The sequence below is a fragment of the Breznakia sp. PFB1-19 genome, assembly GCF_029893935.1.
In the GTDB taxonomy this organism is placed as follows: domain Bacteria; phylum Bacillota_I; class Bacilli_A; order Erysipelotrichales; family Erysipelotrichaceae; genus Breznakia; species Breznakia blatticola.
The window spans coordinates 21,393-46,906 of record NZ_JARXXJ010000007.1 but is presented as its reverse complement, the minus strand read 5'-3'; the positions used below and the strand labels follow the sequence as shown (position 1 = coordinate 46,906).

21 protein-coding genes are annotated in these 25,514 nt (G+C 33.8%); 19 read left to right on the top strand and 2 right to left on the bottom strand.

Annotated features, from left to right (window positions below; all coding sequences use genetic code 11):
* Nucleotides 1–97: 97 nt before the first annotated feature.
* From M2098_RS05015 to holA, 8 genes are read left to right on the top strand one after another with little or no spacing between them, the layout of a single operon-like run.
* Nucleotides 98–1,483, top strand: a complete 1,386-nt coding sequence (locus M2098_RS05015) for a glycine--tRNA ligase (protein WP_134167956.1) — start codon at nucleotides 98–100, stop codon at nucleotides 1,481–1,483.
* A gap of 11 nt (nucleotides 1,484–1,494) precedes the next feature.
* On the top strand, nucleotides 1,495–3,237 hold the full coding sequence (dnaG, locus tag M2098_RS05010) for a DNA primase (RefSeq protein WP_280682095.1): 1,743 nt from the start codon (nucleotides 1,495–1,497) through the stop codon (nucleotides 3,235–3,237).
* A 1-nt stretch (nucleotide 3,238) separates the two neighbouring features.
* Nucleotides 3,239–4,453: an RNA polymerase sigma factor RpoD gene (rpoD, locus tag M2098_RS05005; RefSeq protein WP_134167960.1), complete on the top strand. Its 1,215-nt coding sequence runs from the start codon at nucleotides 3,239–3,241 to the stop codon at nucleotides 4,451–4,453.
* 1 nt (nucleotide 4,454) lies between these two features.
* Nucleotides 4,455–5,114, top strand: coding sequence for a class I SAM-dependent methyltransferase (locus M2098_RS05000; RefSeq protein ID WP_134167962.1), 660 nt, complete (start codon nucleotides 4,455–4,457; stop codon nucleotides 5,112–5,114).
* A gap of 58 nt (nucleotides 5,115–5,172) precedes the next feature.
* A complete protein-coding gene (locus tag M2098_RS04995; protein ID WP_280682091.1) occupies nucleotides 5,173–6,138 on the top strand; it encodes a PhoH family protein in 966 nt (321 codons plus the stop codon).
* A gap of 41 nt (nucleotides 6,139–6,179) precedes the next feature.
* Nucleotides 6,180–6,647: a ComEA family DNA-binding protein gene (locus M2098_RS04990; protein WP_280682089.1), complete on the top strand. Its 468-nt coding sequence runs from the start codon at nucleotides 6,180–6,182 to the stop codon at nucleotides 6,645–6,647.
* Entirely contained in the window at nucleotides 6,647–8,575 is a 1,929-nt protein-coding gene (locus M2098_RS04985; RefSeq protein ID WP_280682087.1) for an MBL fold metallo-hydrolase, read from the top strand. The genes M2098_RS04990 and M2098_RS04985 overlap by 1 nt, the downstream gene beginning before the upstream one ends.
* Nucleotides 8,572–9,507, top strand: coding sequence for a DNA polymerase III subunit delta (gene holA / locus M2098_RS04980; RefSeq protein ID WP_280682085.1), 936 nt, complete (start codon nucleotides 8,572–8,574; stop codon nucleotides 9,505–9,507). The genes M2098_RS04985 and holA overlap by 4 nt, the downstream gene beginning before the upstream one ends.
* Nucleotides 9,508–9,559: 52 nt before the next feature.
* Here the strand turns inward: holA and rpsT are convergent, their stop codons facing one another.
* Nucleotides 9,560–9,823, bottom strand: a complete 264-nt coding sequence (gene rpsT, locus M2098_RS04975) for a 30S ribosomal protein S20 (protein WP_134167970.1) — start codon at nucleotides 9,821–9,823, stop codon at nucleotides 9,560–9,562.
* 117 nt (nucleotides 9,824–9,940) lie between these two features.
* Here rpsT and fmt point away from each other — a divergent pair, with 117 nt between their 5' ends.
* From fmt to lepA, 3 genes are read left to right on the top strand one after another with little or no spacing between them, the layout of a single operon-like run.
* Nucleotides 9,941–10,876 carry a methionyl-tRNA formyltransferase gene (fmt, locus tag M2098_RS04970; RefSeq protein WP_280682082.1) on the top strand — a complete coding sequence of 312 codons (936 nt, stop codon included), beginning with the start codon at nucleotides 9,941–9,943 and terminating at the stop codon, nucleotides 10,874–10,876.
* The gene (locus tag M2098_RS04965; protein ID WP_134167972.1) at nucleotides 10,873–11,364 is read left to right on the top strand and encodes an ECF transporter S component; all 492 of its coding nucleotides are present in this window, start codon (nucleotides 10,873–10,875) and stop codon (nucleotides 11,362–11,364) included. Before fmt ends, M2098_RS04965 begins: the two co-directional genes overlap by 4 nt.
* Before the next feature lie 21 nt (nucleotides 11,365–11,385).
* Nucleotides 11,386–13,191, top strand: a complete 1,806-nt coding sequence (lepA, locus tag M2098_RS04960) for a translation elongation factor 4 (protein WP_280682079.1) — start codon at nucleotides 11,386–11,388, stop codon at nucleotides 13,189–13,191.
* Between the two features lie 37 nt (nucleotides 13,192–13,228).
* Here lepA and M2098_RS04955 read toward each other — a convergent pair whose 3' ends face one another.
* Nucleotides 13,229–14,275 carry an AraC family transcriptional regulator gene (locus M2098_RS04955; protein WP_280682077.1) on the bottom strand — a complete coding sequence of 349 codons (1,047 nt, stop codon included), beginning with the start codon at nucleotides 14,273–14,275 and terminating at the stop codon, nucleotides 13,229–13,231.
* A 147-nt stretch (nucleotides 14,276–14,422) separates the two neighbouring features.
* On the opposite strand from M2098_RS04955, the gene M2098_RS04950 reads away from it, so the two are divergent.
* The 8 genes from M2098_RS04950 (at nucleotide 14,423) to M2098_RS04915 (ending at nucleotide 25,488) form a co-directional block, all read left to right on the top strand.
* Nucleotides 14,423–15,928: a sugar ABC transporter ATP-binding protein gene (locus M2098_RS04950; RefSeq protein ID WP_280682075.1), complete on the top strand. Its 1,506-nt coding sequence runs from the start codon at nucleotides 14,423–14,425 to the stop codon at nucleotides 15,926–15,928.
* An 11-nt stretch (nucleotides 15,929–15,939) separates the two neighbouring features.
* Nucleotides 15,940–16,878 (top strand): hypothetical protein, encoded by a 939-nt coding sequence (locus tag M2098_RS04945; RefSeq protein WP_280682073.1) that lies wholly within the window; start codon nucleotides 15,940–15,942, stop codon nucleotides 16,876–16,878.
* Nucleotides 16,879–16,928: 50 nt separating this feature from the next.
* Nucleotides 16,929–18,137 carry a substrate-binding domain-containing protein gene (locus M2098_RS04940; RefSeq protein ID WP_280682071.1) on the top strand — a complete coding sequence of 403 codons (1,209 nt, stop codon included), beginning with the start codon at nucleotides 16,929–16,931 and terminating at the stop codon, nucleotides 18,135–18,137.
* 16 nt (nucleotides 18,138–18,153) lie between these two features.
* On the top strand, nucleotides 18,154–19,128 hold the full coding sequence (locus tag M2098_RS04935; protein ID WP_280682069.1) for a hypothetical protein: 975 nt from the start codon (nucleotides 18,154–18,156) through the stop codon (nucleotides 19,126–19,128).
* Complete coding sequence (gene pgmB, locus M2098_RS04930; protein ID WP_280682067.1) at nucleotides 19,125–19,763, top strand: beta-phosphoglucomutase; 639 nt, start codon at nucleotides 19,125–19,127, stop codon at nucleotides 19,761–19,763. The genes M2098_RS04935 and pgmB overlap by 4 nt, the downstream gene beginning before the upstream one ends.
* A gap of 69 nt (nucleotides 19,764–19,832) precedes the next feature.
* The gene (locus tag M2098_RS04925) at nucleotides 19,833–21,533 is read left to right on the top strand and encodes a glycoside hydrolase family 3 N-terminal domain-containing protein (protein WP_280682065.1); all 1,701 of its coding nucleotides are present in this window, start codon (nucleotides 19,833–19,835) and stop codon (nucleotides 21,531–21,533) included.
* Entirely contained in the window at nucleotides 21,533–24,394 is a 2,862-nt protein-coding gene (locus M2098_RS04920) for an alpha-L-rhamnosidase (protein WP_280682064.1), read from the top strand. The genes M2098_RS04925 and M2098_RS04920 overlap by 1 nt, the downstream gene beginning before the upstream one ends.
* Before the next feature lie 128 nt (nucleotides 24,395–24,522).
* Nucleotides 24,523–25,488 (top strand): AraC family transcriptional regulator, encoded by a 966-nt coding sequence (locus M2098_RS04915; protein WP_280682063.1) that lies wholly within the window; start codon nucleotides 24,523–24,525, stop codon nucleotides 25,486–25,488.
* The last annotated feature ends 26 nt before the right edge of the window (nucleotides 25,489–25,514 follow it).

Below are 25,514 nucleotides of genomic sequence, written 5' to 3'. Positions count from 1 at the left end.
TGCATGTCGTATTGATAGAAATTGACTTTCGTGTTATTATATAGACTGTATCATAATGTGTAAAATACACATTCTATATAGAAAAGAAGAGGATATTATGAGTAAAAGTAACTTTGAAACAGTAGTTAATCATATGAAAAGTGTAGGGTTTGTATACCAAGGTAGTGAAATCTACGGTGGTTTATCAAACACTTGGGACTTTGGTCCACTTGGAATTGAACTTAAAGATAATGTAAAAAAAGCTTGGTGGCAAAAATTTATCCAAGAAGATCCAAATAATGTAGGGATGCAAAGTGCAATTTTAATGAACCCTCAAGTATGGGTTGCAAGTGGTCACGTTGGTGGATTCTCAGATCCATTAATGGACTGTAAATCTTGTCAAACACGTTATCGTGCTGACCAATTGATTGAAGACTTCTCAAAAGGAGAGGTAAATCCATCAGGATGGTCAAAAGAAGAAATGAAAAACTATATTGAAGAACATCATGTAAATTGTCCAAATTGTGGAAAGCACGATTGGACAGATATTCGTGAATTCAATTTAATGTTTAAAACATTCCAAGGAGTTACAGAAGATAGTAAGAATACCATTTACTTACGTCCTGAAACTGCGCAAGGAATCTTTGTAAACTTTAAGAATGTACAACGTACAATGCGTAAAAAACTACCATTTGGAATTGGACAAATTGGTAAAAGTTTTAGAAATGAAATTACTCCTGGTAACTTTATCTTTAGAACAAGAGAGTTCGAACAAATGGAACTTGAATTCTTCTGTAAACCTGGTGAAGATATCAAATGGTATGACTACTACAAAGATTACTGTATGAATTTCTTAACAACATTAGGAATTAAAGCGGATAACTTACGTTTACGTGAACACGATGCAGAAGAATTATCACACTATTCAAATGGAACAAGTGATATTGAATACCGTTACCAAATTGGTAAAGGAAATGATTGGGGAGAGTTATGGGGAATTGCTGACCGTACAGATTTTGACTTAACTGCTCACCAAAATGAAAGTAAAAAATCTCTTGAATATCAAGATCCTCAAACAAATGAAAAATATGTACCATATTGTATTGAACCTTCAGTTGGGGTAGAACGTATGATGCTTGCAGTTATGTGTGATGCATATGAAGAAGAACAACTTGAAAATGATACACGTAAAGTGCTTCATTTACACCCATTCTTAGCACCATATAAAGCATGTATTTTACCATTAAGTAAACAACTAGGTGACGAGGCAAAAGAAGTGTTTGCAAAATTAGCAAGTTTGTTTGCCATTACATATGATGAAACAGGAAGTATTGGAAAACGATACCGTCGTCAAGATGAAATCGGTACACCATTCTGTATTACATATGATTTTGATAGTAAAGATGATCACAGTGTAACGGTTCGTGACCGTGACACGATGGAACAAGTTCGTATTAAGATTGATGAACTTGAAAGTTATATTGCAAGTAAGATTAAATTATAGGAGATGATTTTGTGGCAAGAATCCCAGAAAATGTCATTAACGACATCCGAAATAAAAGTGATATTGTTGATGTAATTTCACATTATATGCCTTTAGATAAAAAAGGGAAAAATTATGCTGGGGTATGCCCGTTTCATGATGACCATGACCCATCAATGTCTGTGCATGTAGATAAACAAATTTATCGTTGTTTTGCCTGCGGAGCTGGTGGGAATGTATTTACCTTTGTGCAAAACTATGAGAATGTTGGCTTTGTTGAAGCGGTAAAACGCGTTGCTGAAATTGAAAATATACCTTTTGATTATGATGTTGGTTCGAGTGTACCAAAAGTAGATCCAGCAAAAAAGGCATTATACAATGTATTGAATGATGCAATTGAATTTACAAGTTATGAATTAAAATCACAAGAAGGAAAACCATTTTACGAGTATTTAAAGAGTCGTAATATTAATGATGCAATTTTGGAGAAATTCCAAATTGGATATAATCCAATCAATGATAAACTGTATCATTTCCTACATGCGAAAAAGCATAGTGATGAAGATATTATAAAAACAGGTGTGGTACGTCTTACGCAACAAGGATTGCGTGATGTATTCTATCATCGATTTATGATTCCAATTCATGATAGTTATGGAAATCCTGTAGGATTTACAGCACGTATTATTGATGCATCAAGTGATGCAAAATACATCAATACTTCGGATACGCCAATTTATAGTAAAGGACACTTATTATTTAATTATCATCGAGCTAAGGATGAAGCAAGAAAAAGTGGTATAATTTATGTAGTGGAAGGTGCAATGGACGTACTTGCCTTGGAAAAGGCGGGAATCACCAATGGTGTTGCAACTCTTGGTACTGCAGCTACAGATAGTCAGTGTAAACTGATTCGTTATACCAATGCGAAAGTATACTTATTTTACGATGGTGATAAAGCAGGTCAAGAAGCAACCTATAAATTTGGTTTATTGAGCCAAAAACAAGGACTCCAAGTAGAAGTTGTAAAAAATGAACTTGGATTAGATCCTGATGAAATTATTGAAACTTACGGAATTGAAGAATTACAAAGTATTTGTAAGAAGACAATTTCGTGGATAGAGTTTATGATGAATTATTTAGCTAAGAAGTTTAACTTAGCAAATTATTCAGAAAAAAAAGAATATGCAAAGCTTGTTGGTGAACAAATTGCAAAACTGAAAGATGATTTTGAAAAAGAAAATTATTATTCATTATTGCAAGAATACAGCGGGTTTGATTTACGGAATATGAATCAACAGCCACAAACACCTACGCAAACGATTGTTGAAAATACAAATGTTTTGCGTAAGCCTCAACCAGGTATCGAAGTGGCACAATATCATATCCTGAGTCAATTGTTGTTAGCAAAACAAGCCGGTGAGATCTTTCGACATGAACTAGGATTTCTACCTACAGATGCGTATAATCAATTAGCGCTTGCTATGATTAACCATTATCGTGAACATGATACGATTGAAGTAGCCGATTTGCTAAACGCTTTAGAAGAAAAAGAAATGAAGGAACTTCTGTTACATGTGGTGGACTGGAAATTAGCCTATCCAGAGTATTCAGATGTATTGCTTCGCGATTCCATCAAAAAAATCAAACGATGTATGATGGATGAGAAAATTAAGAACTTAAGACAACAAGCTACAGAATTGAGCGACCCTAAACAAAAAGCGAATATAGCTGTAGAAATCGCTAAGTTGAAAAGAGAGAAAGGGGATTACTAATATGGCAAAAAAGAAAGTATTAGATGAAGTAAAAACATTAGATCAGGTAAAAGAGGATCTATTAAAAACACATAAAGAAAAAGGTAAAATTACCCAATCTTATATTGATAAACAAGTAGAACACTTGGATTTATCTGATCAAGATACTGAGGATCTATTCGCTTGGTTTACACAAAATAACATTCCAATTGATGAAGATGACTTAGAAATTGACGAAAGTACAATCGTTGAAGGAAAAGATGACAAAATCGATGTGGAAGATGTTGATGATGTTGATGATGCTTTGCTTAGTGAACTAGGTGAAGATGAAGAAGAAGATAAAAAAGAATTAAGTGATTTGGAAACGTTGGAACAATCCTTTGCGGCAAGTAGCCAAAGTAAAGTGAATGATCCCGTTAAGATGTACTTAAAAGAAATTGGACGTGTAGAATTACTTGATCCAAAAGAAGAACCAGAAATTGCCAAACGTATTCAAGAAGGTGATGAAGAAGCGAAAAAGAAATTGATTGCAGCAAACCTTCGTCTTGTTGTTTCGATTGCCAAAAAATATGTAGGACGTGGAATGTTATTCCTTGATTTAATTCAAGAAGGTAACATGGGTCTAGCAAAAGCAGTAGAGAAATTTGACTATACAAAAGGGTTTAAATTCTCAACATATGCAACATGGTGGATTCGTCAAGCAATTACACGTGCGATCGCTGACCAAGCACGTACGATTCGTATTCCAGTACATATGGTGGAAACCATCAATAAACTGACAAGAATTCAACGTCAACTTGTACAAGATCTAGGACGTGATCCAACTGCAGAAGAAATCGCAGAAAAAATGGGTGGAATTACACCAGAAAAAGTTCGTGAGATTCAAAAAATTGCCCTTGAACCAGTTTCGTTAGAAACACCAATTGGTGAAGAGGATGATTCTCACTTAGGTGACTTTATAGAAGATAAAGATGCAATGTCACCAGATGAATATGCAAATAACCAATTGTTGAAAGATGAAATCAATATGGTTCTTCAAGGGTTAACAGAACGTGAAGAAAAAGTATTACGTTTACGTTTTGGACTTTATGATGGACGCACAAGAACGCTCGAAGAAGTAGGTAAAGAATTTAATGTAACACGTGAACGTATTCGTCAAATTGAGGCGAAAGCGTTACGTAAACTAAAACACCCAACACGTTCGAAACGTTTAAAAGACTTCATGGACAAACAATAGAATGAAAATTTCCAAAAGACTTCAAGCAATTGCGGACTTCGTCGATCAAGATGCAATAATCGCGGATATTGGGTGTGATCATGCACAACTTGCTTGTGCGCTAGTCAACGATGGAATCGCAAAAAAGGCATATGCTTGTGATATTGGTCGTGAGCCATTAGAGGCTGCGAAAAAAACAATCGAAAGAAGTGAATGTACAGATAAGGTTGAAGCAATCTTGTGTGATGGACTGGAACTTGTTCCAGCAGATGCAGATATCTTTATCATTGCTGGAATGGGCTTTGAAACGATAAAACATATTCTTGAAAATAGTGAGGATAAGTTAAAACAAGCTCGTAAAATTATTATTCAATCCAATAAAGATGTAGAAAAACTAAGAATGTTCATCAGTGAAAAACGCTATCATATTCAGGAAGAAGTTGTTGTTCACGATCATCATTACTATCAAATTTTGGTGTTTGATGTGGCATGTGATGAGCCATTATCAAACGATGAAATTATGTTTGGACGCCGTATGGTAAAAAACAGTGTATTTCACCAATTTTGGTTCTCTCAACTAAAGAAATTTGAAGAAATCTACGCTGGAATGGAAAAAGAAGGTAGTAAAAAACAAGCAATTGGTGAAATTATCGAAAGAATTCAAAAGGAAATTGGAGTGTAAGACTCCCAATTTCCTTTTTTTTGAAGTAAAATAAACATAACAAGAAAGAAGGGGTGTAATGATAGAAAAATATACGATTTCCTTAGCAGATGTTTCTTTTGATCAATATAGTCATTTATTTGGTCCACACGAAGCATATCTGGATGTGATACGTAACTACTATAAAGTGGAAATGGTGTTTCGTGAGGAAAGTGTATCCATTATGCATGTGGATGAAGAAATTGCAAAACGAATTGAAAAAGTAATTCGTTATATGATAAGTGCAAACGATGGAGGCTTACAAGTAAGAGAACGAGAAGTGTTATATGCATGTAAGCTTGCTGATCAAGGAAAACTCGACAAACTTGAAAAGATACATAAAGAAGTAATTAACCGAACAAACGATGGAAAGATCATCTATCCAAAAACATTAGGACAATCCTACTTGTTTAAATGTATGCGTGAAAAGGATATCGTTTTTGCTACTGGGGTTGCTGGAACTGGGAAAACCTATCTTGCAGTAATGTATGCGGTAAATCTATTAAAGAAAAATGATGTAGAAAAAATCATCTTAACTAGACCTGCAGTAGAAGCAGGGGAGAGTTTAGGGTTTTTACCAGGTGATTTAAAGGAAAAAGTAGATCCTTATCTAACGCCTTTATATGATGCATTAAATGATGCATTAGGAGCAGATAGTGTGCAACGATTGATCGATAAAGGTGTTATTGAGATTGCACCATTAGCATATATGCGTGGTCGTACATTAAATAATGCATTTATTATTCTTGATGAAGCACAAAACTCGACAAAATCGCAAATGAAGATGTTTTTAACACGTATGGGATTTAATTCCAAAGTTGTGGTTACTGGAGATGTTACACAAATTGACTTAATCAAGAAGCATGATTCTGGATTGTTGAGTGCACGACAAGTATTACAAAATATTGAAGATATCGCATTTGTTGAATTAACAAGTGCAGATGTTGTAAGAAACCCATTGGTTCAAAAAATTATTGATGCTTACGAAAAGTTCGATGAAAATTAAGGATTAGAATAAAAAGAAGTGAATACTAAATAGGTGATATTATGAAGAAAATTTTACTTATTGGAGCATTCCTTCTTTTTTTATTTTGGAATAAGAATAGTTATGTTGATTTAGAAGATTATCAATCAAAGGAAATTGAAGTTGAAATAAAAGGAGAAGTATTGCATCCTGGAGTTTATCAACTGCCTTACAATGCAAAAACGAAGCAACTTGTAGAAAAAGCACAACCTTTAGAACACGCGGATACATCAACGCTTAATTTATCAAAACAACTTCGTCATGAAGATGTAATTGTTATACCAGCTAAAAGTGAACGACAAAAGATCAGTATAAATGCTGGTTCTATTGAAGAATTAGCAAGTCTACCAGGTATTGGTCCAGCAACTGCTCAAAAAATCGTAGACTATCGAAATGAACATGGTGCATTTCAAAATGTTGAAGATATTATGCAGGTAAAGGGAATTAAGGAAAAGCTGTTTCTAAAGATTAAGGATTATATCTGTTTATAATGCAATACATTGGATATATATGGATTAGTGCAATACTGCTAATCATCAATAGAGAACCTAAGACAAATCTTCTAATCATCATTTTGTCAATCGGCTATCTAACGTATAAAACACGTAGATTTATGCTGTTTTGGTTTGTTGTGTTATGTGCATTTAATACACTGTTAATAAAGGAAGTTCCAGAAATACCTGCACATACGATCATTGAAGTCATCGATGTAAAAGAAGGATATGTAGTTGGGAGAAGTGATAAGCAAAAGGTGTACATCTACAATATTGATAATGTAAGTTTTCATGATGTTATCCATTTTGAAGGAAGTTATGAGAAAATTCATTCATATCAAAATCTTCATACATTTTCTTTTATGCAATATGCAAATCAAGAGGGAGCATATTATCAAGCGTATGCAAATGATTTTACAGTGCTCGCAAAAAGCAATTCACTTAAAGCAAATATGTATACATGGATTTCTCGACAAGATTCACCAGCTAAAGTATATTTTTTAAATACTTTGTACAATCAAAAACAAGAGATGATGGAAATGACATTTTTAAGTGGGTTTCACATATATCTACTTGTCTCTTTACTAACAAAACATACAAAATTTCATAAATGGCCAACCATTCTTGTTTATTCAAGTGTTGCCTTAGTCCTTTTTCCTTTACGTTTTTATATGCTTTCTTTATGTGTGCGTGCAGCAATCGAATGTTTGTTTCCAAAACTGGAAAAAGCATATAAGATTCACGCATGGGCATTTATGCTGTTATGTTACGATCCAAATTATTTGTATCATCTAGGATATGTGATTTCTATAAGTTTAGCAACTATCTCGATTTTTAATGTCGAAAAGCGATCGCGACTATGTCTTACTTGTTTGGTGTTAATTCCAATTCATCTATACTTCTTTCATGAAGTTAATATATTTGCAATTTTATGGTTTTCTTGGATTCAATATCTAAATACACTTATGTTTATCGTTAGTCTAATTGGACTAGTCATTCCGCAAATCTTTGTATTTGTAGATTATATATTGCAAATACAAGTATTTCTAACAAGTTTAAAAATTGAGCAACTTACAATCTATGGATTTCCACATGTACTTTGGTTAATTACGTGGATATATCTTGTTTTGTGTATGATTAGTTATCGAAAGAAAAAGTATGTCATATATCTAGCAATCTTATTAATAATTCAACACCAAATTCAATTTATCTTACCTTATGGTGAGGTAATGTTTATTGACGTTGGTCAAGGTGATACGATACTCATTCGTGAACCATTTTATGGAAAGACGATGCTAATTGATGTAGCAGGTCACATAAAAAGAGATATAGCAAATGAGGTAATTTATCCAGTCTTAAAATCAAAAGGCATACGGAAAATTGACGTTGTTGCAATTAGTCATGATGATTATGATCATTCTGGTGGCTTAGATACACTTAAAAAGTTAATTCCTATTGATACAGTAGTACGTAGTGGAAACATTCAACTAGATCAATTGCATTTTACAAATTTGAATGAACAACCAACTTCACTAGATGAAAACGAAAAAAGCATGGTTCTATTTGCTCATATCTATGGTTTTAACTATTTATTTACTGGCGATGCTGGACTTGAAGTAGAAGATAAAATTATTCAAAGATATCGACAACTAGACATAGACATATTAAAGGTGAGTCATCATGGTTCCAATAGTGGCACGGGATCCAACTTTCTTTCTGTGATACAACCTCATCTAGCGATAATAAGTAGTGGATACAATAATACATATAATCATCCACATGATGAAGTCATCGAAAATCTAAAGAAACAACGCTCACATATCTTTAATACACAAACACATGGGAGTATTCATTTTTATTTTATTAAAAACTTTCAACTCGTTGGGACAGCGACGCAAGAGTTTGGTATAATAACAAAGGAATGAATTATACACTTATAGGAAGCGAGAGCTATCTTCGCAAACGAAAACTAAATCAATTAAAAAAAGAGCATGATATTAACGATATGAATTTAATTACCTTTGACTATACAAAGGATACGATGGATCATATTTTAGAAGAATGTAACACCATGCCTTTTTTTAGTGAACATAAAATGGTCGTTATTCAAAATTGTACGTTTTTTGGAGCATCAAATAAAGATACTGTAGATGAACTTGTTCACTACTTAGAAGCACCAAATCCAACAACGATTGTTGTTTTGGATTATGATGGAAAAAAAGATGCAAGAAAGAAAGTTGGAAAAGACCTAGCAAAACTGACAAAAGAGTTTCGTTTTGAGCAAATTAGTGAGGAAGAACGAAATCGAATGATTCGTGAAGAATGCCAAAAACGTCAAATCACAATGGATCAAGGAGCATTACGAGAGTTTCAAATACGTGTAGGACTTGATTTGAACCGTTTGTATACAGAGTTAGATAAACTTGAATTGCATGGTGGTCAAATTACGAAAGAAGTCATAGAAGCGCTTATTAGTCGTCCTATTGAAGATGATACATTCTTGTTAAGTAATGCAATATTTACGCATGATACAAAAAAAGTGTTCTCATTGATTCAAGATTTTAAACAAAACAATGTAGAAATTATTGCGCTTATTGGTTTACTTGCTGCACAGTTCCGTTTTCTAGTGCAAGTACAAACACTGAAAAATGAAGGATACACAAATGATAATATCGCGCGTGAGTTAAGTACATCACCAGGTCGCATTTGGCACACAGTTAAAAATGTAGGACAATATCGTAAAGAGGATTTACTCACAATTCTTAAGGATTTATCAATACTCGATCAAGATATTAAAACAGGACGTATAGATAAACAACAAGGGTTTGAAGTCTTCTTACTAAAACATACGATGTAACATAGAAAAAAGGTTGTGGAATGAAATCCGCAACCTTTAATTTATTCATTTACTATTTTACTGCGTTAACAGCTTTTGCTAAACGTGCTTTTTGTCTAGAAACATAATTCTTGTGATGGATGTTACTAGTAATTGAACGGTCTAATTGTTTGCTAGCTTCAGCGTATGCTTTAGTAGCAGCGTCCTTGTCGTTAGCTTCAACAGCACTTAAAACAGCTTTAATAGCAGTTTTAATTTTTGTTTTTTGTGATGCGTTAGCTAAACGTTTTTTATCATTAGTAATAACACGTTTCTTTTGAGATTTAATGTTAGGCATTCTGACACCTCCTAATTTCAATGCCTTAACATTATAGCAATTGAATAAATAAAATGCAATAACAACCTTTAACTTTTAGGTAACTTCAAGTATAATGGTAAAGATTGGGGTGATGGTATGAAAAATATACGAATTGTATTCATGGGAACACCAGAATTTGCATGTTCCATTTTGAAGAGTTTAGTTGATGCAAAATACGACGTTGTCGGTGTGGTGAGTCAACCAGATAAACGCGTTGGAAGAAAGCAAATCATTCAAGAAACTCCAGTTAAAAAACTTGCGTTGAGTTATGGAATTCAAGTGTTTCAACCATTGAAAATCAAAGATGATTATCAAGAGATACTCGAAACAAAACCAGATCTTATCGTAACATGTGCATATGGACAATTTATTCCTGAAGTGGTATTACAAGCACCAACATATGGAGCGCTAAATGTACATGCTTCTTTACTACCTAAATTAAGAGGTGGAGCACCAATCCATAAAGCAATTATTTATGGTGAAAAAGAAACGGGTGTTTCAATCATGCGAATGGTAAAGAAAATGGATGCTGGAGATTACATGTTGCAAGAGAAAGTTGCAATTACTGATGAAGACACTGCAGGAAGTTTACATGACAAACTGATGATTGCAGGTGCTAAAGCGATCACAGAAGCCATTCCTTTACTTGTTGAAGGAAAAGCGATCTTTACACCGCAAGATGAAAGTAAAGCAACATTTGCTTACAATATTTCAAAAGAAGAAGAAGTTATTGATTTAAGCAAACCTGTAGATGAAGTTTACAATCAAATTAGAGGTTTAATTCCATGGCCAGTTGGTTACATTATGTTTTGTGAACGAAAGTTAAAAATTCATGGTGTAGCACGAACAACAGTAGAAACAAATGAGCCTGTAGGAACTGTATTTCGCAAACAAGGAGATAAGAAAGGATTGTATCTTTCATGTCTAGGAGGATGCTTACAACTTACTAAAGTTCAACTAGAAGGGAAAAAAGCCTGTAGCTGTGCAGAATTCATTAATGGAAATGGCGACAGGATAGTACTTTGCCGATGAAAACAGAGAAGATCGTATTATGTGCCTTTGGGGCAGCGTTAACATTTCTAGCAACAGTGATTATCGTATTACCGATGCCAGGAATGGGGTATGTAAATTTTGGTGATTCCATTATTTATTTATTTGCTTGTACACTAAATCCATTAGCTGCATTTTTTGTAGGTGGTGTAGGTAGTGCATTAGCAGATATATACTTAGGATATACACAGTTTGCGATATTTACATTAATTATCAAAGGTATAGAAGGATGTGTGGTTGCATATCTATTTCATAAAATAAAAACAACCTATCGTGTAGCTGCATTTGTTTGTGGAGCTCTGATAATGATTGCTGGGTATTATGTAACAGATGTGATCTTATTACAAGATTTCATTGCTGCTTTACCAAGCATACAAGGAAATCTCGTACAAGGTGGCGTATGTGTAATCTTCGCATTACTTGCATATCAACCATTTGTGCGAATTGCCAACAAATATAAAAAAGATTAAATAAAATAGAGGAGAATGTATTTGAAACAGTCAAATATTCGTAACTTTTCAATTATTGCACATATCGACCATGGGAAAAGCACGCTGGCTGACCGTATTTTAGAACTTACGGAAACAGTAGAGATGCGTGAAATGAAATCACAGTTGCTCGATAGCATGGATTTGGAAAGAGAACGTGGAATTACAATTAAATTAAATGCAGTACAATTGAAATATACTGCAAAAGATGGTGAGGACTATATCTTTCACTTGATTGATACACCAGGTCACGTCGATTTTACCTATGAAGTATCACGCTCACTAGCGGCTTGTGATGGAGCGGTTCTTGTTGTTGATGCAGCACAAGGAATTGAGGCGCAAACCCTTGCAAATGTATATTTAGCATTAGATAATGATTTGGAAATTCTACCTGTCATCAACAAAATTGATTTACCTAGTGCTCGACCAGATGAAATCATGCAAGAAATTGAAGATGTTATCGGTTTAGATGCAAGCTATGCACCACAAATATCTGCAAAAAGTGGATTACATGTCGTGGATGTATTAGAAGCTATCGTAAAATATATACCAGCACCAACAGGTGATGTAAATGCACCACTAAAAGCACTTGTTTTTGATTCGGTTTACGATCCATATCGTGGTGTTCTTGCACTAATATCAATTAAAGAAGGAAGCATTAAAGTTGGAGATATGATTAAGTTCATGGCAACTGGAGCTGAATATGAAGTGTTAGAAGTGGGAATACGAAATCCAAAAGAGGTCAAGAAGCAACAACTTGTGACTGGTGAAGTTGGATGGATTAGTGCTGCTATTAAATCTGTAAAGGATGTACGTGTAGGGGATACAATTACTATCAAAAACAATCCTGCTGCACAGCCACTTGCTGGATATCGTATTATGAATCCAACAGTATATTGTGGACTTTATCCAATCGATAATGCCAAATACAACGATATGCGTGAAGCACTAGAGAAGCTACAATTAAATGATGCAGCCTTACAATTTGAGCCTGAAACATCACAAGCCCTTGGATTTGGGTTCCGTTGTGGATTTCTAGGTTTATTACATATGGATGTAATTCAAGAACGTATTGAACGTGAATACAACATCCCACTGATTGCAACTGCACCAAGCGTTGTATATCATGCCTATTTAACAGATGGATCTATGGTTCAAGTAGATAACCCAAGTTTTCTACCAGACCCACAAAAAATCGACCATATTGAAGAACCTTATGTAAAAGCGTCAATTATGGTTCCAAATGACTTTGTTGGGCCAGTTATGGAGCTTTGTCAAAAGAAACGTGGAAACTACAAAGATATGATTTATATTGATGATACAAGAATGAATTTAATCTATGAACTTCCACTATCAGAAATCGTGTTTGATTTCTTTGATCGTTTAAAATCATTAAGTAAAGGTTATGCAAGTTTTGATTATGAGCTTATTGGATATCAAACATCACGCCTTGCAAAAATGGATATCTTACTAAATGGGGAAATCGTCGATGCCTTGAGTACCATCGTACACCGTGATTTTGCATATAACCGTGGAAAATCGATTGTTGAGAAATTAAAGAAATTGATTCCAAAGCATCAATTTGAAATTCCAATTCAAGCAGCAATTGGTGGAAAGATTATTGCCCGTAGTAACATTAAGTCTTTACGTAAAAACGTACTTGCTAAATGTTATGGTGGGGATATCTCACGTAAGAAAAAGTTATTAGAAAAACAAAAAGAAGGAAAGAAGCGCATGAAATCTGTTGGTTCTGTTGAAGTGCCACAAGAAGCATTTATGTCTGTTCTTTCTATGGATGAAGAAAACTAAGCCAGAATAAATGGCTTAGTTTTTTTGAAATTTTTTATTATATAGTGCTGTAAATTTTACGATATTCGCTTGGTGTTAGATTGTATTGATTTTTAAATATCCGGATGAAGTGTTCCACATTTTCATAGCCAATTTCATTGCTTATATCACTAATGGAGATATTGGTATCTGTTAGTAAAGCTAGTGAAATATCCAATCGTGTCGTACGTAAAATTTTTGTAAATGTAGAGTTTGTTACTTTTTTTATTAATCGAGAAGTATACTCAATGGTAAAATGAAAGTGTTTAGCTACATCATCAAGTGTTATATCTTTATAATTATCTTTAATAAACCGAACAAGTTCATATGCTTGAGTTCGGTTTTTATTTACTTCAGGAGGAAGTTCGCATGTATCTTCATAATTACGTAAGATTTTTGCAAACAGAGAAGTAAGATTGTTATTTAAAAGTTCGTTGAAATAAATTTCTTTATTTATATACTCTAGAAAGATATCCATAATCAATGATTCTATTTCCTTGTCGTCGTTGGTGTGAAATATTATATAATCTGTTGCTTGAGGAGCGTAAAGATTATGCATAAAAAACTTAGATAAAATATTGTTGCTACGCAAGAAGTTCAGAAACATATCTTCAAAAGTTGCACGGCGTATAACGATATCGATGACAATACTTTCATCAAAAACAGAGATGTTATGAATGATTTCGGGAGGAATCAAACAAACATCTCCTTTTTTCATATCAAATGAAATATCACCAATGGTTTGCTTACAACTACCTTCCAATACATAGAGTAATTCAAAGAAATTATGTTTATGCGGATTGTTTGGAGAATAACAATTGTGTTTTTGGACAAATATATTTTGCTTTGAAGAAGTATCAAAAAACCATTCTTCAAGATAAATAGGTGGAATGGTATCTTTAAGATCAGGTATTATCAAATTATGCTCTTTAACAAACTCTATATCGAGGTTATCTAAAAATATTTGTAACGATTGTTTGTCTTTTCTGGCATCATAATAATCTTTATAGAAAAGCTCGTAATCATTCAATGTGGTAATTCGATTATGTAATTCTTGTTGGTTCATTTAATTCACCTCATAATAATTGTACGAGAAATGTCAAAAAATATCAATCGAATAGACAGTTTTAGACCATTTTATAAATGTAAGCGCTTTGTTATGATTTGAATGTAAAGAAAACAACATAAAACAAAATCGTGAGAGGTTCTTAAAATGAGTGATAAAACAATCTTAGAAGTTAAAAAAATGAATAAACGCTTTGGAGCAACGATTGCTTTACGTGATGTTGATTTTATCTTGAAGCGTGGAGAAATCCATGGGCTTATTGGAGAAAATGGTTCTGGAAAATCAACTCTGTCTTCAATAATTGCAGGTATCCAAAAAGCAGATAGTGGAGAAATGTACTTCCAAAATAATGTACACCAACCAACTAGTATGATTGATGCATTACACAAAGGTGTTGGAATGGTTGTACAAGAAAGTGGAACTATTGCAGGAATTAGTATTGCTGAGAATATTTTCTTAGGAGAATCTGCAGCATTCAAAAAAACTGGATTTATTAATCGTAAAAAGATGAATCAAGAAGCAGCTAAGGCTTTGGATATCATTCAAGCAAATCACATTGCTCCACAGGCATTAACATCAAGCATTGATTTTCAAGATCGAAAACTTATTGAAATTGCAAAGGTAATGTATAAAAATCCAGATGTGCTAATCGTTGATGAGACAACCACAGCTTTATCACAAAGAGGAAGAGAAACTATCTATGAACTTATGAAAAAGATGGTTCAAGAAGATAAAGCAGTTATTTTTATCTCTCATGATTTAGAGGAATTGATAGAAGTATGTAATATCGTTACTGTATTACGTGATGGAAATATCATCAAAAGTTTGCCTAAAGCAGAGTTTGATGAGGACATAATCAAGCAATTGATGGTAGGGCGTGAACTCGATGGTCACTACTACCGTGTCGATTACGATAAAGAAATTTCAGAGGAAGTTGTCTTAGAAGCCACAAAACTACACAAAGGTGACAGATTAATTGACATTAATCTTAAACTACATAAAGGAGAAATTCTTGGCATTGGTGGTTTGTCACATAGCGGAATGCATACCTTAGGAAAATGTCTATTTGGTTTTGAATCACTAGATACAGGAAAAGTAATTGTTGAAGGATGCACAAAACCAATTGTTAATGAAAAAACAGCGATGAAAAGTGGAATTGGATATGTCTCAAAAGACCGTGACGTTGAAGCTCTTTCACTAAAATCAAGTATAAAATCAAATATATCAATTGTTGGATTAGATAAGATTAAAAGTAAAAAACATCTTATTACAAAGAAAAATGAGAACACTTATGTTAAAGAACAAGTTGAAAGGCTAAGCATCAAATGTCGTACGATGGAACAAACTGTACAGGAACTATCCGGTGGTAACAAACAAAAAGTAGTATTCGGAAAGTGGATAGCAAGAGATTCATCAATACTAGTTCTTGATTGCCCAACGCGTGGGGTAGATATTGGTGTAAAACAAGCGATGTATCAGCTAATTTATAAACTTTCACAAGAAGGAAAATCATTCATTATTATTTCTGAAGAATTGAGTGAGTTGATTGGAATGTGTGATCGAATCTTAATAATGAAAAATGGACAAATATCTGAATCATTTAATCGAAATGAAAACTTAAGTGAATCTGATATTATTGATTCCATGATTTAGGGAGGAACGAAATGAAATTTGATAAACAAAAAATAATAGATTTTGCCCCATTGCTGGGATTATTAATTTTAGTTGTATTATATGTCATTGCAATGCAAGGTGATATTTCTCCTTACAATATTAAAATCTTAATTAATCAAGTAGTTATTACAGCGATTGTCGCAACTGGAGCAATTTTCATATTTTCTATTGGTGCATTCGATATTTCCCTAGGAGCTTCAACCGCTGTAAGTGCTATGACTGGTGCGTTGGTATTAAATGCAACAGGATCTGTTCCTCTTATGTTTCTAACATGTTTAGTTGTTGGAATGGGGATTGGCTTATTTAATTCAACCCTAGCAGCAATCTTCAACTTGCCTGCTTTCGTTACTACTATTGCTATGTTAAGTATTCTTGGTTCGGTAGTAGAGTTATTATTAGCAGGAAATTCACAACTTGCAGTTGATGCTGCACTTGTTAAACCGTTTGATTCAGTGATAGTAAAGGTTGTGCTAACTCTAGTATACTTTGCAATCTGTGCATTCTTGCAACACTTCACGAAATTAGGAAGAAGTAACATGTTTTTAGGAGATAGTCCAATTTGTGCAAAACAAAGTGGTTTGTCACCAAAAAAACTAACTATTATTGTATTTGTTTTAGCTGGTATAGGTGTTGGAATTGGTGCTTTTCTAACGATAGTTAGAGCACCAGTTCTCGGAAAAACAACGGCAGCGTCTATTGGAATGGATGTCTTGATGGCCATTGTCTTTGGTGGGATGCCCTTGTCAGGAGGATCAAGAACAAAGATTACCGCAGCTATTGTAGGAGCAATATCAATCGCCTTACTAAATCAAATATTGCCTGTATTTGGCTTAGATACGGGTATGGCACAAACAGTAAAAGCCGTATTATTTCTTGGGGTAGTATTTGTAGCAAGTATGGGATATCGCGAGAAAATGTTACCGCGTTAATTTGGTAAGCACACAAAAAAAGTGTTCACATATGAAAAATGGAGGAAATTATGAAAAAGTTAAAAAATTTATTTGTAACATCACTATGTCTAATTCTAGCATTAACCACACTTACAGGATGTGGTAGTAGTAGCGATGAATCATCAGCCAAAAAAGGGATTGATGATATGGATACTGTGAAAATTGGAGTGTTGGTCTACGATTCAACAGATTCTGAAGTTATTGCGTTTAAAAAATACTATCAAGACTATATTGCTAAAAACTACCCAGTAGAATTTGTTTATTCAGATACAATCAGTACTGCTGAAGAGGAAGTTGCTGCAATAGAAAATATGATTAATACGAAAGCAAAAGGAATTATTTCGTTCTCAGATCAAGACCGTACTGCTAGTGTAAAGATGTGTGAAGAAGCTCAAATCTACTATGCTGTAGGAGCAGGAACATTAACAGAAGAGCAATATGAAGAACTAAAAGGAAATCCATACTACGTAGGATCAGTTGGACCGTCTTTAGAGACTGAAGAGAAAGTTGGTTACGACATGGCTAAGCACTACATTGATGCAGGTGCAAAAAACTTCTTAGTATATGCTGGTGGATACCCATTTGTTGACATGCACAAGAAGAGAACAGACGGAATGATTAAAGCATTTGAAGAAGCTGGAGTTACATATACGCTAGGCGAAAATGGTGGTTTAGGAAGATTCACTAGTGACGAATACAAAATTGATACAATTGATGGATTTCCAGATGAAGCAGGTGCATTCTTTGGGACAGTTGGGCAAAAAGTTGCTGAAAAAGACTTAGAAGTAGTTGTTACAGCAGCGTTAGGAGTTGAACTCTTTGGTGCTAGTATTTCACAAGCAAATCCAAACTTAAAACTAGGAACAGTTGCATCTTTTACAGATGCTTACACAGAAGCATTTAATGCAAATCCAGCACAAGTTGATTACTTAGCAGGTAAATATGCATCATCAATTGGACCAGTCTTTGTTGCAATGTTTAACGCAATAACAGGAAATGTCGATGTAACTAGAGATGGTGGAAATGCATTTAACCTGAGTCAAGAATACTGGGTGGCAATTGGTACAGATGCTTACAATAAAATGTCTGAAATTGCAAACAGCACAGAAAAGCCAGCATACACAAAAGGAGACTTAGATGAATATATAAAACTTGTTAATGATAAAACAACATTTGAAGATTTCAAATCATTCGTAGAATCATCTACATTTAAAGATATTGAAAATATGCATAAATAATAAGAAGAGGTGACTTATGAAAAAACATAGCAATAATTGGGTAGGTAATACAGTAAAAACGTTATTTATTCCCATATTTACCGCACTGTTGTTTGTTATCATCTGTGAGGCAAATGGATTGCATTTAGTTGAAACACAAGGACATGTGTTAACCTTGATACGATCAACTGTTGTGATTGGATGTACTTCATGGGCTCTAGCATTGAACTTAAACTCTGGTCGGTTTGATTTCTCAATCGGTTCGATTGCTCTATTATCTTCCATGATAAGTGCGAAGCTAGTCATTATGTTTGATTTACCTGTAATTGCTATGCTTGTTATTGGAGTTATCTTAGGAGGAATTCTAGGCTGTATTTCAGGAGTATTATATGTACTTCTGAAACTGCCGCCTATCATTACTTCATTAGGGGTAACCTTAATTTATGAGGCATTCACTTTTGTAGTAACAAATGGAGAAGGTTTACTAATTTCAACGAATTTAAATCTATTGGAAATATCAACCATTCCTTGGTTAACTGCGATTGGAATCGTTGGATTAACTAGTATTTATATATTGATGAATAAAACGACTTTTGGTTACAATCACAAAGCTTTGCAATATGGACAAAAAATCTCAAACAATACAGGAATTAATGAAACAAAAAATGCAATTTTAAGTTATACTTTTGCAGGATTGTTAATGGGTGCTGTAGGTTGTATTAATCTTACAACCAAAGGAACTGCTTCTGTAAGCATTAACTTTTCATCGATTTCAACAATGTTTGTCGCATTCTTACCATTATTTATTGGTGGGTTTATTGGACGCTTCAGCGAAGAAAGAATTGGAATCTTTCTTGGAGCGATTACTTCAGCACTAATCACTTTAGGATTTGTACGCTTAGATGTATCAAGTCAAATGCAATCACTAGTAAATGCAGTTATTCTATTGCTGTTCTTGGTATATTTAAATAACGAACAGAAGCTCGTACAGTTATTTAGGGGACGTAAATGAAAAAGTATAAAGGAATAATCTTCGATTTAGATGGTGTTATTTGTTCAACAGATGAACTACACTATCAAGCATGGAAAAGCATTGCAGATGAATTGCACTTGCACTTTGATAAAAGTATCAATGATATGTTACGTGGAATTGGACGTAAAGAAAGTATGGAAATCATACTAAAAGAAAATCATACTACTAAATCTGTACAAGAAGTTGAAGAACTTGCAGCAAAGAAAAATGAAGTGTATTTGTATCTATTGAAAAACTATGGGCCTGGAAATCTAACCGATGAGGTAGCTAATACATTAAAGAAAGTAAAGGATTTAGGTTATAAAATTGCCATTGGTTCATCTAGTAAAAATGCTAAATTAATTTTATGCCAGTTAGGAATTATTGATTGGTTTGATGTTATTAGTGATGGAACAAATATTACAAACACAAAACCTGATCCTGAAGTTTTTATCAAGGCTGCAGAATACTTACATCTCGATATAAGCGATTGTTTAGTAATTGAAGACGCAGAGGTTGGAATTGATGCTGCTATAGCTGGTGGCTTTGCGTGTGCTGGTATTGGCATTGCAAGCAAACACAAGGATGTAACTTATTCACTAACAACGTTTAGTGATTTATTACAATATATTTAGATATTTATAGCCGAAAATAGTTAGTTTTAAGTTAATTATTTTCGACTATTTTTTATAAATGGAGGAACTATGTTGGAATTAAACAAAAAACCATTTTACTTACAAGAAGAAGCTGAGAAATGGGTATATAAAACACTTGAAAATATGAGTGTTGATGAAAAGATTGGACAATTGTTTTGTCCGATTGGATATGCTACGGATAAGGGATACTTACAAAACGAATTCATTCATCGTCATGTGGGTGGTTTGATGTTTCGTCAGGCAGATAGTAATGCACTTTACGAAACTTATGGATATTTACAAGAACAAGCAAAAATTCCAATGCTTCTTGCTGCTAATTTAGAAGCAGGAGGTACTGGATTATTAACAGACGGTACTTCTTTTGGAATGCCTTTGCAAGTTGCAGCAACAAATGATGAACAAATGGCATATGCGTTAGGCGATATTTCTTGTGCTGAAGCAAGTAGCGTTGGATGTAATTTTGCTTTTGCACCAATTGTAGATATCGATTTAAATTATCACAATCCAATTACAAATGTAAGAACGTTCGGTTCTGATCAAAACAAAGTCATTGAATATGGAAGACAATATATCAAAGCAGCTAAAAAACATCAAGTAGTTACTTCTATTAAACATTTTCCTGGAGATGGAGTAGACGAAAGAGATCAACACATTCTTACGTCTGTAAATTCATTAGACAAAGAAGCATGGGATGAAAGTTTTGGTAAAGTCTATCAAGAATTAATTAATGAAGGAAGCTTAGCAGTGATGGCAGGCCATATTGCTTTACCGTCGTACCAAGAATATTTTTCGAAAGAAGAAGCTTTCAAGATTATACCAGCTTCATTATCAAAAGAATTACTGCAAGACTTACTACGTAAACAATTAGGATTTAATGGTTTAATTATCACTGATGCAACACCTATGGTTGGATTTTGCGCTGCAATGGAACGCGAAAAAGCTGTTCCTTTAGCAATTGAACATGGTTGTGATATGTTTTTATTCAATAAAGATCTAGCAGAAGATATTGAGTATATGCACAAAGGGTATAAAGATGGATTGTTGTCACAAAAACGTTTGGATGAAGCTGTTATAAGAATTTTAGCAACAAAAGCAGCAATTGGATTACCAGAAAAAGCTAAGAATAAACAATTGTTACCTAAAAAAGAGCAACTTTCTATCGTTGGATGTGATGCACATACTAAACTTGCAAAAACATGCGCAGATAAAGCAATCACGTTAGTAAAAGATACACAACGAATATTACCACTTTCTGCTAAAAAATATAAACGTGTATTGTTACAAATACTGGGAGACTGTGATTCAAACATTCGAGTATATGCACAATTTGCAAATACATTAAGAATAAATGGATTTGAAGTGTATCCTTATGCAAAAGAAGGATTTGACGAAAATGGAAGTATGCAAGTAGATTCGGTAGAACAGTTCAAACATAAATATGATTTAGTCATGTATATTGCAAATATCGAAAATGCAAGTAACAAAACAACAAATCGCATTAATTGGTTTACCTTCTTTGGTCAAGGTAATAATATTCCATGGTTTGTTGAAGAAGTGCCAACGCTGTTTGTTAGTGTTGCAAACCCTTACCACTTACTAGATGTACCAATGATTAAAACGTACGTTAATTGTTATTCTAATAATACACATGTTATTGAAGCGTGTATGGATAAGTTACTGGGGAAAAGTGAATTTAAGGGAGTTAATCCAATCGACCCCTTTTGCTCAAGAAAGGAACTAGAATACTGATGAAAGTAATCGATCTAAAAGTCAATCATTTAACCAATCCGTTGGGTCACAATCTTGATTCTATTACACTTTCTTGGCGCACGGATACGATAGTTGATACAAGTGAGGTGCTTGTCGCAACGGATCGTACTTTTGAACATCTTGTTTATCGAAGTGGAGATGTAGAGAATATCAATCAAATTTCATATGTTATTGATATTGATGTAAAACCACGAACACGTTACTTTTGGAAAGTATGTACGAAAAATAACGAAGGGGTTTGTGAAAGTGATATTGCTTATTTCGAAAGTGGAAAAAGAAATGAAGCATGGCTAGGGAAATGGATAACTAGTGAAAATAAAAAAGAGCAAAGTATTATTCTGCGTAAGGACTTTCACTCGCAGACAAAACCAGTGTCTGCAAGAATGTACATGGTAGGTTTGGGGTTGTATGAATTAGAAATTAATGGCAGAAAGGTCTCGAATGAAATACTGATGCCTGGATATCACGCATATGATGGATATATTCAGTATCAGTCTTTTGATGTCACAAGTTATCTTCAAGAAAACACAAATCAAATTGGTGTCATCTTAGGTAACGGTTGGTACAAAGGGCGGTTTGGTTTTGATGGAGGATATGAAAACCTATATGGTCAAAACTTGGCAATGATTTGTGAGTTATATCTTGAATATGAAGATGCTAGTGAGCAAGTAATTGTTAGTGATTCATCGTGGACATGTTGTAAAAGCATGATCCTTGAAAATAATATTTATGATGGTGAGGTTCTATATGGAAATCAGTATTTGGACCATTACTCAATGATTGATATTTTTTCATCACTTGGACAAGTGAAAGAACTACCAGTAAGTTCATTTAGTCCATTACAAGAACGTAGAAATCCTGAGATTCAAATAACGGAAACTAAAAAGCCTGTATCGTTGTTTAAAGTAAAGTCAGGAGATTGGATTTTAGACTTTGGACAGAATATGGCAGGATGGGTTGAATTTGATGTTAATGAGAAAAAAGGAAAGAAAGTCATTTTACAATATGCTGAACATTTTCAGCATGATGAATTTTACAATGTGAATCTTAGAACTGCAAAATCAACATTTGTTTACCATTCTCTAGGAATCAAACAGCATGTACGACCACACTTTACATTCTTTGGTTTCCGATATGTAAAAGTAAGTGGGATTGAACAACCTAAGATTGAAGATTTTAAAGCTTGTGTAATCCACTCGCAGATGAAAACAACAGGAAAAATTGTAACAAAACTTCCACTAGTAAATAAGCTGGTAGAGAATATATTTTGGGGACAAAAGGGAAACTTTTTAGACATACCAACAGATTGTCCGCAACGTGATGAACGAATGGGGTGGACTGGCGATGCTCAAATTTTTTGTACTAGTGCTGCATATAACATGGATGTATCATTGTTTTTTGCAAAATACATGTATGATGTGAATTACGAGCAATCGCTCTTAAATGGAGCAGTCCCTAATATTGTTCCTCGTTTGAAATTATCAAGACCTGATGGATTTATTGATGGATATGGTGCTTCTCCATGGGCAGATGCAGCAACCATCATTCCATGGAATATGTATGTAATGAGTGGAGACATTGCGCTGCTTAAACAACAATATAAAGGTATGAAAGCGTGGGTAGATTATGCGCATATGATTTGTGAAGAGAATGAGAATCCGTACTTATGGACGAGCGGTTTTCATTTTGGTGACTGGCTAGCTTTAGATAATTATAAACATCCAGAATCTACTATTGGTGCAACCGATTCTTATTTTGTCGCTTCTGTTTATTACTATTACTCTACTTTACTTGTTTCAAAAGCGGCTAAGGCATTGGGTAATACAAAGGATTATCAAACTTATGAAGCACATGCTATAAAAATTAAAGAAAACTTGACTAAAGAATACTTTACACCAAATGGACGGATTTCTATTGATACGCAAACCGCTCGTGTACTTGCAATTCATTTCGATTTGTTGGGAAAAGATCAACTGCTTAAACTTGGGGAAGAACTAGCAAGTATGATTGTAAAAAACGATATGCATTTAGATACTGGATTCGTTGGAACACCGATGTTATGCAGTGCTTTGACGAAAACCAATCAAACAAAATATGCATTTTCTTTACTATTAAATGAGAGTTATCCTAGTTGGTTGTACGAGGTGAAAATGGGTGCAACAACAGTTTGGGAACGTTGGAACTCCATTAATCCAGATGGTACAATTAATGAAACTGGCATGAACAGCTTGAACCATTATGCCTATGGAGCAGTTATTCAATGGTTATATCAAGAGGTTGCAGGAATTCAGCCACTAGAAGATTCACCAGGGTTTAAAGAGTTTAAACTGTATCCAAACATTGATGGTAGAATGGGATTCGTAGATACTTCATATAACAGTATGATGGGTAGAATTAAAAGTAGTTGGGAAGTTCTTGTTACAAATGAATTAAAATGCAGATTTACAGTTCCCATGTGTACGGTAGCACATGTACGTTTACCAATTGCAAATGATACTACGAAGTTTGAGAAATATGAAAACTACAAAAATGATAAAACATGGATGTACTTTACATTAACTGGTGGGGAGTATGACTTTGTCTATATACCGGTTGAACGCTTTGTAGCAAGTTATAATGTTGAAATGGATACCTCTATAATTTTAAATAATGAAAAAACGAAAAATATCGTACAAAAATACATGGGGGAAGGTCTAAAAGCGGAAGAAAAGTTACTTACCCAAATGGGACATAGACCATTTGTATGCGTCCTTAGTAATTATCAATTTCTGCGCTACATCAATCCAATGACAATGCAAAAAATGAATAGCGAATTGATGACTATTACATATGAAGTATAACAAACTAAGAATTATATAATAAAACGTAAATGTGGTTAGTAGAGTGTTGTGCATCACCAACATTCTTTTACACCGTTTACGCGAATGATGTTTAATTATAAATACCTGTATCAACGAGGGGAGCATGTATGATTTATGAAGATATATTAGAAAAATTATTGGCATTTACGAATGAAGAAATTGATAATCTAAATGGTAAAAAAATCATTGATAAATCTATCTATGTAGATGTAGATAGTCATGTGATTGATTTTAATAAGATACTCCATGATTCCAATCAAATTGCTGTGCGAAAACATACTCGTTTTAAAGAATATCCAAAACATAAACACAATTACTTGGAATTAATGTATGTATATCAAGGATCAATGACACATATAATTGATGATCGTGAAATTATAATTCGTCAAGGTGAAATTATGTTGTTGAATCAAAATATTGAACATGAAATTAAGTTTGCTGGAGAAAATGATCTTATCTTCAATTTTATCATTCCTTCTGATTTTCTTAATTATTTGTCTTCACTTGTCGCTCAAGACAATCTAGTTACTCGATTTGTATTTGAATTTTTGTTTTCGTATAGTAATGATGGGGAATATTTGTGTTTTCATGTTGCTGATGATCAAGTAGTCACCCAGCAAATTGAAACGATTATTACAGCCATCTATCGACCAAGTGTTAATAATCAAGTTGCATTAAAATTACATGTTGGTTTGCTGCTCGTACACTTGATGAATGCGCCAGAGAAAATTGAGACATACTCAATGAATAGTTACGATAAAGTTTTAAGCAGTTCGATTTTAAAATATATTGCGTTAAATTACCAAGAAGGTTCACTTACAAAACTAGCTAATCAGATTCATCAACCTGATTATAAAATTAGTAAAGTAATAAAAAGTGTGACTGGAAAAACCTTTAAGCAACTCGTGCAGGAGACAAGATTGCAAAAGGCATGTGAATATTTAGTAAATACAAATTTACCTGTGTATACTATTATGAATAATGTAGGTTATGAAAATCTTAGTTTCTTTTATCGAATGTTCAAGGATACATATCATACGACACCACAGAAATATCGGGAATTTGCAAAATAGGATAGTCAATAAAACAAGTTGCGTTA

What these genes read in the sequence shown, in the direction of transcription:
- M2098_RS04945 (WP_280682073.1), top strand. Translation starts at nt 15,940, where the DNA reads ATGAAATTTGATAAACAAAAAATAATAGATTTTGCCCCATTGCTGGGA.
- M2098_RS04995 (WP_280682091.1), top strand. Translation starts at nt 5,173, where the DNA reads ATGATAGAAAAATATACGATTTCCTTAGCAGATGTTTCTTTTGATCAA.
- M2098_RS05015 (WP_134167956.1), top strand. Translation starts at nt 98, where the DNA reads ATGAGTAAAAGTAACTTTGAAACAGTAGTTAATCATATGAAAAGTGTA.
- fmt (WP_280682082.1), top strand. Translation starts at nt 9,941, where the DNA reads ATGAAAAATATACGAATTGTATTCATGGGAACACCAGAATTTGCATGT.
- M2098_RS04925 (WP_280682065.1), top strand. Translation starts at nt 19,833, where the DNA reads ATGTTGGAATTAAACAAAAAACCATTTTACTTACAAGAAGAAGCTGAG.
- pgmB (WP_280682067.1), top strand. Translation starts at nt 19,125, where the DNA reads ATGAAAAAGTATAAAGGAATAATCTTCGATTTAGATGGTGTTATTTGT.
- M2098_RS05000 (WP_134167962.1), top strand. Translation starts at nt 4,455, where the DNA reads ATGAAAATTTCCAAAAGACTTCAAGCAATTGCGGACTTCGTCGATCAA.
- M2098_RS04965 (WP_134167972.1), top strand. Translation starts at nt 10,873, where the DNA reads ATGAAAACAGAGAAGATCGTATTATGTGCCTTTGGGGCAGCGTTAACA.
- M2098_RS04955 (WP_280682077.1), bottom strand. Translation starts at nt 14,275, where the DNA reads ATGAACCAACAAGAATTACATAATCGAATTACCACATTGAATGATTAC.
- M2098_RS04950 (WP_280682075.1), top strand. Translation starts at nt 14,423, where the DNA reads ATGAGTGATAAAACAATCTTAGAAGTTAAAAAAATGAATAAACGCTTT.
- holA (WP_280682085.1), top strand. Translation starts at nt 8,572, where the DNA reads ATGAATTATACACTTATAGGAAGCGAGAGCTATCTTCGCAAACGAAAA.
- M2098_RS04985 (WP_280682087.1), top strand. Translation starts at nt 6,647, where the DNA reads ATGCAATACATTGGATATATATGGATTAGTGCAATACTGCTAATCATC.
- M2098_RS04915 (WP_280682063.1), top strand. Translation starts at nt 24,523, where the DNA reads ATGATTTATGAAGATATATTAGAAAAATTATTGGCATTTACGAATGAA.
- M2098_RS04990 (WP_280682089.1), top strand. Translation starts at nt 6,180, where the DNA reads ATGAAGAAAATTTTACTTATTGGAGCATTCCTTCTTTTTTTATTTTGG.
- rpoD (WP_134167960.1), top strand. Translation starts at nt 3,239, where the DNA reads ATGGCAAAAAAGAAAGTATTAGATGAAGTAAAAACATTAGATCAGGTA.
- M2098_RS04935 (WP_280682069.1), top strand. Translation starts at nt 18,154, where the DNA reads ATGAAAAAACATAGCAATAATTGGGTAGGTAATACAGTAAAAACGTTA.
- M2098_RS04940 (WP_280682071.1), top strand. Translation starts at nt 16,929, where the DNA reads ATGAAAAAGTTAAAAAATTTATTTGTAACATCACTATGTCTAATTCTA.
- rpsT (WP_134167970.1), bottom strand. Translation starts at nt 9,823, where the DNA reads ATGCCTAACATTAAATCTCAAAAGAAACGTGTTATTACTAATGATAAA.
- M2098_RS04920 (WP_280682064.1), top strand. Translation starts at nt 21,533, where the DNA reads ATGAAAGTAATCGATCTAAAAGTCAATCATTTAACCAATCCGTTGGGT.